This window comes from Clostridium sp. UBA7791 (assembly GCF_002480755.1).
In the GTDB taxonomy this organism is placed as follows: domain Bacteria; phylum Bacillota; class Clostridia; order Clostridiales; family Clostridiaceae; genus Clostridium_J; species Clostridium_J sulfidigenes.
In genome coordinates, this window is record NZ_DLCT01000005.1 from 275289 (window position 1) to 287795 (window position 12507).

Below are 12507 nucleotides of genomic sequence, written 5' to 3' on the forward strand. Positions count from 1 at the left end.
TAAATATGAAGAAAATAAATAACTCAGAACTTATGAACACATATATAAATAAATACAATATTAATGATATCTTTACCAGTGATATGAGAGAATATATGGAATTATTTCACTTTAAGAGAAATGAATTTTTATGTAAAGAAGATGAGCCTATAGATTATTTATTCTTTTTTGTAGAAGGGAAGGCTAAAGTATATATTAGTTTAAAAAATGGTAAATCGCTTTTAATATGTTTTTATTATCCACTTATGGTACTAGGGGATTTAGAGCTAGTTAATTTTACAATGGCAACTACAAATATGGAAGTTATAGAAGAGGCCTATTGTATTGGCTTATCTTTTAAAAAGGTAAGAGAAAAACTACTTAATGATGCTAAATTTCTAAGATTTATTTGTAGTTCATTAGGCAATAAAATGGACACAGTTTCTAGGAATGGATCAATTAATTTACTATATCCACTGGAAAACAGATTAGCTAGCTATATAATGGCAACAAGGGAAGAAGGAAATAGAGTTGTATTTAATGAAACATTAACAGAAATTGCTGAGTTGCTAGGAACTAGCTATAGACATCTATTAAGGACTATAAATAATTTAATAAATAGGGAAGTATTAAAAAAAGACAATTACGGATATGAAATTATTAATGAAGAAATACTTAGAAGTTTAGCCGTGGATTTATATAAATAGATAATAAAGATGGACATATAAGCATTTTAAATTATATAAAATCCTAAAAATGAAAAATATTTATAGAAATTTGTCATTTAATTATTTACAAATATGTATATTTGATGTATGCTTAATATATGTATTGATATTATAAATATATAAATCGAATTTGAAAGGAGTTGTTGTATTATGATGAACAGAGAAAGATTAATATTAGATGAAGTATATACAGCCGCTCCAAATTTAAGATTTAAATGTTAGTTTCAGTGGATTAATATTAACAATTATATTCAGTTTAAAACCTTAGAAGTATAATAATATTATAATCCTAATTTTATAACTATATTTAATTTGAACTTATGCCTTGGAGTAGCCTAATCCAAGGTTTTTTTGTATGCAAAAATAAAGTTTTTTAACCAATAAGGTTATTATAAAAAAGCTAAAGGGCATAAGTTCAACGTCTTATTAAATGAAAATAAATTAAAGTATAAAGTTAGAAAGAGGGATTATATAGTTGAGAGAAAATAATATAAATGAATATTCAATAGGAAGAGTGTATGCTCAGCATAGAAATTTATACAAGATAATAACTGAAAAGGGAGAAATATCAGCTACCCTATCGGGGAAGTTACAATATGAATTAATTAATAAAAAGGACTATCCAGTTGTAGGGGATTGGGTTAATTATGAAGAGCTTGGTTATGGAGAAGGAATAATACATCAGATTCAAGAAAGAAAAACGCTTATTTGTAGAAAGGTAGCAGGAGTAAAAAGTGAAGAACAGGCTTTAGCTGCAAATATAGATAAGATTTTTATAACAATGTCTTTAAATAATAATTTTAACCTAAGAAGATTAGAAAGATATATTAATATAGCATGGGATAGTGGTGCTACACCTGTTATCTTATTAACTAAATTAGATTTATGTGAGGATTTAGAAGATAAATTATTATCCTTAGATCAGGTGGCATTAGGTATAGATAAGATAAGTGTAAGTTCTTTAACTGGTGAAGGTGTAGAGGTAGTAAGGAATGTTATAAAAAGCGATGATACTGTAGTTTTTATTGGATCTTCAGGGGTTGGAAAATCTACTATAATAAATAAATTATTAGAAAAAGAAGTACAAATTACTAAGGAAGTTGATGAATATGACAAAGGAAGGCATACTACAACCCATAGAGAGTTGTTTGTGTTGCCAACAGGGGGAGCTATAATAGACACTCCAGGAATGAGAGAACTTCAGCTAAGTCAGGGAGACGTAGAAGTCACCTTTAAGGATATAGAAGATCTTGCATTGAAGTGTCACTTTTCAGATTGTAAGCATAAAAGTGAACCTAAATGTGCTGTTCAACAAGCCATTGAAAGAGGAGAATTATCTAAGGAGAGATTTATAAGTTATGAAAAAATAAAAAAAGAAATAGCTAATGAAGAAAAACGTAGAAAGGCTAAAGAGAGAATAAATGAAAGAAAAGCTAGAATAAGAAGATAGATGAAAATATGTATTTTGGAAGTTGATGAAATTTTCTAAGAGCATAAATAATTTTATTAATATATTCATAATAAAGAAATTTGCATTAATATATTTATTATTCTAAAATAACCATACATACCATGCACATTTGTAGAAATATGTATGGTTATTTTATATGTGAAATATGGTATAATTATTTTATTAAATTGGATTAATACGGAGAATATTTATATGAAAATAACTACAGATAAGAAATTTTACAGATTACTTTTTAGTATATCAGTACCCATAGCTATACAGAACTTAATTACTTTTGCAGTAAGTATGATAGATACCTTAATGGTAGGATCTTTAGGCGAAGTCCAATTATCATCAGTAGCTTTAGCAAATAATTTATTTTTTATTTTGATGATTCTACTTTTTGGACTAGCTAGTGGATCAAATATTATGATATCTCAATATTGGGGGAAGAAAGATGTAAATTCTATTCATAAGATACTTGCAATTATGTATAGAGTTTGTACTGTTATAATAATTATATTTATAGCCATAGCAGCACTATTACCAACACAGTTCATGAGTATATTTTCTAATGATATAGCTGTTATACAAGGTGGGGCTAGCTATCTTAGAATAGTCTGCATAGGATACATATTCTATGGTTTAACAAACTGTACAATAATGATGCTTCGTTCTGTAAAAACGGTAAAAATTTCAATGTTAGTATATAGTGTGTCATTGTTGGTAAATGCTTTTTTTAACTGGATATTTATTTTTGGAAAATTTGGATTCCCAGCATTAGGCATAAGAGGAGCAGCTATTGCTACCGTTATGGCAAGAATCACAGAATTTATAATAGTTATAATATTTATGATTTATTTTGAGAAGAAGATAAAATTACGACCTAAGCATCTATTAAAGGTGGATAAGGTTATATTAAAGGATTATGTATCTACATGTACACCAGTATTATTTAATGAATTGCTTTGGTCTACAGGCTCCTCTATGATTTCAGTTATTGTAGCAAAAATGGGAACAAGTACAGTAGCAGCTAATAGTATAAATGGAGTTGCACAACAATTTGTAACAGTGTTTATATTTGGATTATCTAATGCTGCAGCTGTTATTATTGGTAATACCATAGGTGAAGGTAAAAAGAATAAAGCCATGGAATATGCCTTTACAATAGGTGTATTTAGTGTAATTACAGGGCTTATTGCCAGCGGAATAATATATGTTATTAAGCCCGTAATAGTAAACTTCTACAATGTTCCACAAAGCACAAAATTAATTGCTATGGAAATCATGAGTGTAACCTCTATTATTGTTATATTCCAAGCTTTAGGAAGTAATATGATGATGGGAGTTCTAAGAGGTGGAGGAGACGCAAGATTTGTATTATTAAATGATATTATATTTATGTGGTGTGTAGCTATTCCAGGAGGATTCATAGCAGTAGATATATTAGGGTTACCAATAGTAGCTGTATTTTTTATAATTAGGTGTGATGAGATAATAAAATCTTTGGTTAGTATAGTAAGAGTAAGTAGTGGGAAATGGGTAAGAGATGTTACTAGAGATTTTGCCATAGAAGAAGAATAATAATTAATACCTTATAACATAATAAAAATAGGGGGTTATGAAATCTATGTATAAAGATTCAAAAGAAGATGTACTAAATAGACTTAGGGAAGATTCAGATTACATAGACCAATTTATAGATTATATTAACGAACAGCTAGTAATTAACCTAGACAACGCTAAAAGTATATTAGATGAAGGTTTAAAAATATGTACTGAAAATGAAAATATCAAAGGAATAGCTTGGTGTAGTGGAACTATAGGGTGGTATTTTAATTATTCAGGTACATATGAAAAGGGAGTACAGTGGCTATTAAAAGCTAATACATTATTTCAAAGCATAAGTGATGAAAAAGGGAAATTATATGTATCAAATGGTCTTATGAGTGCCTACTTTCAATTAGGATTATGTGAATTGAGTACAAAATGGGGAAAGATTGCTTTGAAAATAGCAAAAGAAATAAAAAATGATAAGTTTTTTTTAATAATATTAAATAATATTTGTGTTAATTATCTAAATCTGGAAAAATATAATGAAGCTAAAAAAATTATAGATTCATTGCAAGACATACCTTATGGTTATAATGATAATTTGAAAATAAATATGTATCAAGTTATTGCTGAAATTGAATGTGAACTTGGCAATTTAGAAAATGCCATGAATTTTATTAATGAATCTATTGAAATTGGAGAAAAGCTGAATTATGAAATTATAAGAAGTGAAGCTTTAAGGATAAGGGGAAAAATTAATTTTAAGGCTGGCAATCAAAAGGAAGCAGAAGAAGAGTATTCAGCTGCATTAGAGCATGCCACAAAGAGGGATTATTATGAAGTTCAAGCTAGCATATTAGAGTCTTGGGCTCAGAGTGATTTAATTAATAATAAATATGATGAAGCTATTAATAAGCTAGTAAAGGCATTAGAAATATCTGAAAAAAATAAATACGTACTAATTAGTAGAAATATATATAAACGACTGTATTTATCTAACAAGGAGATTAATAAATATAAGGAAGCATTAGTGTATTATGAGAAGTATGTTGAAATAAATAATGAATTGAACTGTATAACTAGTGAATTAAGTCTTGCTGATTTAGAAAATGAAAAGAATAAGCAAGAAGCAGCTATATTCAAGTCATTATATGATGACATTAAAGTAATATCAACTATAGGGCAAAAAATAACTTCAGATCTTAATTTTGATAATATATTAGAAAATATACATAAAGAAATATCAATGATTATTGATGCAGAAGTGGTTGGTGTTTCTACCCTTAAGGAATCAGAAGGGATTTTAGATTATGCACTATTTATAGATAGAGGAAATAAGCTGAATTTAAAGAATGTTCATATAGAAGATGAAACAAGCATAGGAGCTTACTGTGTTAGAAATAGAAGCACTATTTTAATTAATGATCTGTATAAAGAATATAAAAAGTATGTACCAACCCTTAAGGTAAAAGTAAGTGATAATAATACTCAATCAGCAATGTATTGTCCTTTAATTCTAGAGGATAAGGTTAGAGGATTTTTAAATGTACAAAGTTATAAGAAAAATGCATATACAGAAAATGATTTAAACAAATTAAAGATATTAGCATCCTATGTTGCTATAGCTTTAGAGAATTCCTGTCTTTATAATAGAACTAAATATTTTTCTTCTCATGATTTTTTAACGGGATTACTGTCTAGGATGGAAATATTTGAAAAGGGAGAAAAAATATTTAAGGATTGTCAAAGAGAACGAAAGAAATTAGCTGTCATAATGATAGATATTGATGATTTTAAATTAATCAATGATAAGTATGGACATAGTTATGGAGACGGTGTATTAAAAATGGTTGGAGGCATAATTAAAAATAATGTTAAAAATCATGGAGTTGCAGGGAGATATGGTGGGGAAGAATTTTTAGTGATTTTACAAGGTATAAGTGAAAGAAAGATTTATTCAATCTGTGACAATATAAGAACATCAATTGAAAGAGCTAATATATATTATAGAGAAAAATCTAAATTAAAAGTAACATCTAGCCTAGGTGTATTTATGTATTCAGGTAAAGAGAAGAGCATTGATCAATGTATTAATTTTGCAGATGAAGCATTATATATAGCTAAAGCTGAAGGGAAAAATAAACTTGTAAAATATGAAAATTATTCTTAGTTATATAAAGTTAGTTAATTAGAAAATGTACATAAAAATAAAAAAGTTATTCTATAATGATAAAAGGAATTATTATAGAATAACTTTTTATATTAAATTAATTCTGTACTAATGTAAAAAATTATTTTCTATAAATTTAAAGGTATCGGAAAGATCTAGATTGTCCACAGCATCTTTAAGTAATGGAACTTTTGAATAGTCATCAAGAGGAATTTTATATTTTAGTATAGGATTTATTCTAAAGTAGTTTGGACCGATAAGCTCTTTGCAATATAAGTCTTCTAGAGGTGTATCATTTAGTAGAATTGAAACCAAAGGTGTTTTAACATTACATTTTGGTCTGAGCATCCACTGGAGAGCACCCCAAGAAGATGTATCTGATTTTATTTGGTTAAGTGTTGAGCCGGTACCAATAGATAATATACGAAAATCAGATAGTGAATGTTTAGGCTTAAGGAGCTTCATTACGGAAATCATAGAGGCGGCTGTAGGATTATTTACAATTACACCTCCATCTATAAAGTTCTTGTATGAAGGGAAATAAGTAGGAGCGGCAGAGCTAGCTAAAGCCACATCTACAACCTTAGATGTGTATGTTGAACCACGAGAAAGGTTATTAAAAAATACAGATTGCCAGTTATCGGATGAAAAACCTTTTACATTAAAGGATGGGATGAATACATATTTTTCAAGATCCCCAAGGGTAAGGTCTTCTGTAAATACAGATAATATGACTTCTCTTAAGTTTTTATTATTAAATTTAGGTCTGAAAAGGTTAAGATGAGAAGGATAAAATATACTTTTTACAGTCTCATAGTTGTACAAGTTATCAACATAATTTCCATCCTTTCCAGAAGCTAGAGCTAAGGCTATTAAAGCACCTGTAGAAGTACCAGCAAATAAGTTTGTATACTTTAAGATATCAGGATATTTATTATAAATGCGTTTTAATATACGTGTGGATAGGGCACCACGAATTCCTCCACCATCAAATACAATAATTCTGAATGTAGACATTAGACACCTCCGTTGTAGCTTATATGATTATTGTATTAATGATTATGTAGGTATGTGAATATATTATTATCTGTTTTAAAATATCTTTGACTTATAAAGAAGCTAAGAACTCTGTTTATGAAGGTTTTTGAGATTACCTGGGGAATATTTAAATATGATAGATAATAATTAGATTAAATGAAAACAGTGAAGGAGGGTGAAGATTAGCTATGTTAAGTATATATAGTACATAGCTAGAAGAAATATGGAAGAAAGAAAAGTAAAAAATGTATTATTACCTAAAATTACAGCAATAAATGAAGAGGTATATTCTTTAGAGAAGAATATAGATGATGAAGATTATTTTAATAATGTAATGATGCTTAATTGTGACATAAGTAATGAGTGTGCATCACATGTTGAATTTTCGGAAGTTATATTTAAAAATGTAGATTTTAGAAATGTAAAATTTCCTCATATTGAATTTATAGATGTAAAGTTTGAAAACTGTGATTTATCAAATTCTAATTTAAATAATGGAATTCTGCATAGGGTAGAAATGAAAAACTGTAAGCTTATAGGTATAGATTTGGCAGATACAAATATTCAAAATGTCACATTAAATCAGTGTAGCGGTGACTATAGTAACATATCTTTCTCTACTCTTAAAAATGTAAATTTTATAGATTCGTCATTTAATAATGTAATATTTGAAAATAGTAAATTTAATAAAGTAAACTTTGAAAATGTAAGTATGAGGCAAATTGATATATCTAAGGCTATGGTGAAAGGAATTGATTTTAGAAATAGTGATATAGAAGGACTTATTGGAGATGTAAGAGATTTATATGGAATAGTAGTTACTCCAATGCAAGCACTATCGCTTTCGAGAATTTTAGGGATTGTAATTAAGGAATAGATGTATTAAAGAGACTGCCAGAGTAATGAATTTTAATTAGGATATTTAAAGTTAGGAGAAAACATATGATAACAATAATATCATCAGCTAAATCTTTAGATTTTGAAAAAGAAATATTTATAGATGAAAGTACCGAACCTGTATTTATGAATGAAGTAAGAGAATTAGTAGATATAATTAAAAATTACAATTTACAAGAAATAGCTAAGATAATGAAAATTAGTAATAAGTTATCAAAGGTAAATTATAATAGATTTCAATGCTTTTATGACCAACAAGTAAATACTAGGCAGGCTATTTTTGGATTTAGTGGGGAAGTATATAGAGCTATAAATCCTTTTGAATATGACAGATCAAACATAGAGTTTGCACAAAAGCACATTAGGATTTTATCAGGTTTATTTGGGGTTTTAAGACCTTTAGATAATATAAAAGAATATCGGCTAGAAATGGCTACAAAGTTAAGAGGTATACCTGAAGAGAATTTATATAAATTTTGGACAAAAAAGATTACTCAAAATATAGTTCATGATTTAAATCTTAAAGAAGATAAGACAATTTTGAATTTGGCCTCTCTAGAGTACTCTAAATCCATAGATAAAAGTAAGCTAGATACTATTAATGTCTATGATGTTGAATTTAAAGAAAACATAGAGGGAAAATATAAGATTATAGGAACATATACTAAGAGGGCTAGGGGGCTTATGGTAACTTATATTGTTAAAAATAATATAGATAATATAGAAGATTTAAAGAATTTTAAAGAAGAAGGTTATTGCTATAATAAAGAATTAAGTAGCAATACTAAATTAGTTTTTACTAGAGAAAAAATGATTTAGGTCTATGACTTTAGTATTAAATAATGTGACATTATAAAAGAAATTAAAGGTGCATTAATTATAAAAAGTAGGGGATTACTAAAATATATAAAATAAAAACTTGTATTTTAAATACAAGTTTTTTTATTTTAAAACATTATAAGATGATAATAGGAGCAAATTATGATAATAGTTAATATATTAATTGTAATGACAGTACTTTTTATAATATTTATCAAAACTATAAATTGTTTATTTTATTATGCTACTCTTGGTAAAAAGCGTGATAAGATAGAAACCTTTAATAGTCTTTACACCATGGGATTATATTCTCTTGATGAGTATGAAAAGTTAAAATTGGAAGAGCTAATTGTACAAAGTAAAGATGGATATAAGTTAAAAGGATATTATCTAAACTGTAATTTACCTTCAAAAAAAATAATAATATTATTGCATGGATACTTGGTTGGCCACTACAGGTCTTGCCAATATATAAAGTTTTTTATAAAAGAAGGATTTAATATTCTTTTAGTAGATCAAAGAGGTCATGGTAATAGTGAAGGAACTTATGCTACCTATGGAAGATATGAGTGTGAAGATTTAGATTTATGGGTAAGCTGTATAAGACAAAAAGTTGGGGAGAAATGCTTTATAGGTGTACATGGACATTCTATGGGAGCTGCTACTGGTCTTATGTATTCAGTTTTAGGAAAGAATAAAATAGATTTTATAATATCGGAATCAGCTTATGCAAATGCAATAGAGGTTATAAAAAGAAAGTTAAATAAATACAAAATTCCATTTTTCCCTTTCTATAATCTCGCTAATCATAAAATAAAAAAAGTATGTGGCTTTTCTTTAGGAGAAATAAGTCCAATGGATATGGTAAAGGAAAGCAAAGTACCAATTATGTTCATTCATGGAGATGAAGATGAATTAATACCATGTTATATGTCTATGGAAATGTATGAAATTAAAAAGGGAATAAAAAGCTTATGTATAATTCCAAGAGCTAAGCATAATACTTGTTATGCCACTAACCAAGAGAAATATGAAAATGAAGTAAAAAACTTTCTTAAAATGATATAATAATAAAAAGTCGCTAATAAATATTTTAAAATCAAGATAATATTTTAATGGGGGATGAAGGGGAATGAGAGTAGGATTAGTATTATCTGGTGGAGGCGGAAAAGGAGCTTATGAGATAGGAGTATGGAAAGCTATAAAAGAGTTAAATATAGATAAATACATAAAAGTAGTTTCAGGTACTTCTATAGGTGCTATAAATGCAGCTTTATTTGCTCAAGATGATTTTGAAGAAGCTAAGAAAATGTGGCAAGAGGTTACTATAGAGAAGTTGTTACCAGTAAATAGTAAAGTTTTAATAAGGAAAGGCGTAACCCTCGCTATTGGTAGTAGAAACATGAATTTAGTAAAAAAATATATGACAAAGAAATTAGAGCAGGGTGATATTCCTAGGGATGGAGCTAAGGATATTATAGAGAAATATATAAATATTGATAAATTAAAAAAGTCAAATAAAATATGTTATGTATCATGTACTGAAATGCCGGAGTTCTCTGCTAAATATTTTAAAATAAATGACTATGAAGAAGAAAAGGCTAGAAGTATATTATTAGCAACGGCTTGTCTTCCTATGATATATGAAAGTGAAGAAATTGGTGGAAAGACATATTTAGATGGGGGACTAGTAGATAATACTCCTATAAAACCAGTATATGAAGAAGGGTGTGATATAATAATAGCTGTACTATTATCTAAAGAAGCTAAAATAAAAAGAGAAGATTTTCCAGATGCAAAAATCATAGAACTAATTCCTTCAGATATAGAAACAAAAATATTAGATGGATTATTAAATCTAGATGAAGAGTCTAAAAACAAGAGAATTCAAAGAGGTTACTATGATACAAAAAATCTTTTAGAACCTATTTTTGAAATGGCAAGATATCAATTAATCGAAGAATTAGAAAGACAGGCTATGGACAGTGAATTACAAGAATTTGAAGAAAAAAATAAGGAAAGTTGGATAGCTAGAAATACAAGAAGAATAAAGAGAAAACTTGGAATAAAAAAACTTTAATAAATATTATGTAAAGTAAAAATATATAGATAAAAAGATAGATTCCTATAGGAGTCTATTTATTTTTAGTGGAAATAATATATAAATAAGTGTTATTATATATTAGTAAAATTTAATTAATGTATATAGATAATTTAGAAAAGGGTGAATTGCAGTGAATGAATTAGAGCAATGTAGAAAAGAAATCGATGAGATTGATAAAGAACTTATAAATCTATTTGAGAGAAGAATGGATGTTGCTATAAGAGTAGCTAATTGTAAAAAAGAAAATGATTTACCGATATATGATGAGGAGAGAGAATCAAAGGTTATTAAAAAAAATGTAGACAATTTAAAAAATAAGAACTATGATTTATTAGCAAGAAGATTTTTCTTAAGCATAATGGAGTTAAGTAGAAGTTTGCAAGAGAGCATTATAAAAAAGCATAAGTAAAGTTATTTAAATTAATCATATATAAAGGAGTAATGTTATGGAGTTTTACGGCATACTAGGTGAGAAATTAGGACATAGCTTATCACCAAGAATACATAAGATAATATTTCAGGCTATGGAAGTAGAAGGTGCATATAAACTATTTGAAATACCTAAAGGAAATTTAGAAAAATTCATAGATGCACTTAAACTTTTAAAAATTAAAGGAGCCAGTGTAACTATTCCTTACAAGGAAGAAATTATTAAGTATTTAGATGAGATATCACCAGAAGCACAAAGGATAGGTGCTGTTAATACAATATCACTAGAGGATAATAAACTATATGGTTATAACACAGATTACTATGGCTTTGGATATATGTTAAAGGTATATAATGTTAAGATACAAGACTCAATAGCTGTAATTTTGGGAAATGGTGGAGCTACAAAGGCTGCTGTGTGTTATTTATTAGACAATGGAGCTAAAAATGTTTATATAGTAAGTAGGACACCAGAAAAAAATAAGGGAATAAATCATGAAAAAGTTCAACTAATAAGTTATGAGCAGTTAAAAGAAATTCAAGGAGATATGATAATTAATACAACTCCAGTAGGTATGTTTCCTAATGAAGATGCCACTCCTGTTAATGATACTATCATAAATAATTTTCAAACAGTTGTAGATATAGTATATAATCCATCAGAAACAAAATTTTTATTAAAGGGAAAAGAGTTAGGAAAAAAAGTTGTAGGGGGATTATCTATGCTCATAGGACAAGGCGTAAAAGCACAGGAAATATGGCAAAAGAATTCTATTGATGACCAAGTAATTAAAGATATATATGAAATTTTAAATAGAGAGTTTAGTTAATTATAAGAGGTGATTGCTATGAAAATTATGGTTATAAATGGACCTAACCTGAATTTTTTGGGCATAAGGGAAAAACATATATATGGCTCAAAAAGCTTTGAGAAGATTGAAAATTACATAAAGGAATGCTCTAAATCCTTAGGACATGACATAGAGATGTTACAAAGCAATATAGAGGGAGAAATTATTAACTTCATCCAAAGGGCATACTATGAAAAATATGATGGAATAATAATTAATCCAGGTGCCTTTACCCATTATAGTTATGCAATCTATGATGCTATAAAAAGTGTAAACATAGATACTGTGGAAGTTCATTTATCACAGATTTATGATAGAGAAGATTTTAGACAAAAATCAGTTACTGCTCCAGCATGTATAGGTCAGATATGTGGTTTTGGAGAATATGGATATATAATGGCTATGAATGCTCTAGAAAATAAAATGAAGATTTCTAGCTAAAGTAGGTTATAATACTAATTAAACATTTGTAACCTAGGAGGAAGGGA

Annotated in this window: 12 protein-coding genes; 11 read left to right on the plus strand and 1 reads right to left on the minus strand. The window is 27.7% G+C overall.

Features of this window, described 5'->3' with window-relative positions:
- Positions 1 to 5: 5 nt before the first annotated feature.
- The 4 genes from yeiL to B3Z56_RS06780 all read left to right on the plus strand — a co-directional run bounded on the left by yeiL (position 6) and on the right by B3Z56_RS06780 (position 5881).
- A complete protein-coding gene (yeiL, locus tag B3Z56_RS06765) occupies positions 6 to 686 on the plus strand; it encodes a transcriptional regulator YeiL (protein ID WP_346847352.1) in 681 nt (226 codons plus the stop codon).
- A gap of 496 nt (positions 687 to 1182) precedes the next feature.
- Complete coding sequence (gene rsgA, locus B3Z56_RS06770) at positions 1183 to 2157, plus strand: ribosome small subunit-dependent GTPase A (protein WP_346878506.1); 975 nt, start codon at positions 1183 to 1185, stop codon at positions 2155 to 2157.
- A gap of 213 nt (positions 2158 to 2370) precedes the next feature.
- Positions 2371 to 3741, plus strand: coding sequence for an MATE family efflux transporter (locus tag B3Z56_RS06775; RefSeq protein WP_346878507.1), 1371 nt, complete (start codon positions 2371 to 2373; stop codon positions 3739 to 3741).
- Positions 3742 to 3787: 46 nt separating this feature from the next.
- Complete coding sequence (locus B3Z56_RS06780) at positions 3788 to 5881, plus strand: GGDEF domain-containing protein (RefSeq protein WP_346878508.1); 2094 nt, start codon at positions 3788 to 3790, stop codon at positions 5879 to 5881.
- Positions 5882 to 5989: 108 nt separating this feature from the next.
- Here the strand turns inward: B3Z56_RS06780 and B3Z56_RS06785 are convergent, their stop codons facing one another.
- Positions 5990 to 6898, minus strand: coding sequence for a patatin-like phospholipase family protein (locus B3Z56_RS06785; RefSeq protein ID WP_346877264.1), 909 nt, complete (start codon positions 6896 to 6898; stop codon positions 5990 to 5992).
- 244 nt (positions 6899 to 7142) lie between these two features.
- On the opposite strand from B3Z56_RS06785, the gene B3Z56_RS06790 reads away from it, so the two are divergent.
- From B3Z56_RS06790 to aroQ, 7 genes are all read left to right on the plus strand, one after another.
- A complete protein-coding gene (locus B3Z56_RS06790; protein ID WP_346877265.1) occupies positions 7143 to 7796 on the plus strand; it encodes a pentapeptide repeat-containing protein in 654 nt (217 codons plus the stop codon).
- 65 nt (positions 7797 to 7861) lie between these two features.
- A complete protein-coding gene (gene yaaA / locus B3Z56_RS06795) occupies positions 7862 to 8635 on the plus strand; it encodes a peroxide stress protein YaaA (protein ID WP_346847358.1) in 774 nt (257 codons plus the stop codon).
- Between the two features lie 162 nt (positions 8636 to 8797).
- Positions 8798 to 9703 carry an alpha/beta hydrolase gene (locus B3Z56_RS06800; RefSeq protein WP_346847359.1) on the plus strand — a complete coding sequence of 302 codons (906 nt, stop codon included), beginning with the start codon at positions 8798 to 8800 and terminating at the stop codon, positions 9701 to 9703.
- Positions 9704 to 9767: 64 nt separating this feature from the next.
- Positions 9768 to 10715, plus strand: a complete 948-nt coding sequence (locus B3Z56_RS06805; RefSeq protein WP_346847360.1) for a patatin-like phospholipase family protein — start codon at positions 9768 to 9770, stop codon at positions 10713 to 10715.
- 154 nt (positions 10716 to 10869) lie between these two features.
- Positions 10870 to 11148, plus strand: coding sequence for a chorismate mutase (locus B3Z56_RS06810; RefSeq protein WP_346847361.1), 279 nt, complete (start codon positions 10870 to 10872; stop codon positions 11146 to 11148).
- A 37-nt stretch (positions 11149 to 11185) separates the two neighbouring features.
- Positions 11186 to 11998 (plus strand): shikimate dehydrogenase, encoded by an 813-nt coding sequence (gene aroE, locus B3Z56_RS06815; protein WP_346847362.1) that lies wholly within the window; start codon positions 11186 to 11188, stop codon positions 11996 to 11998.
- An 18-nt stretch (positions 11999 to 12016) separates the two neighbouring features.
- The gene (gene aroQ, locus B3Z56_RS06820) at positions 12017 to 12460 is read left to right on the plus strand and encodes a type II 3-dehydroquinate dehydratase (protein ID WP_150846162.1); all 444 of its coding nucleotides are present in this window, start codon (positions 12017 to 12019) and stop codon (positions 12458 to 12460) included.
- The last annotated feature ends 47 nt before the right edge of the window (positions 12461 to 12507 follow it).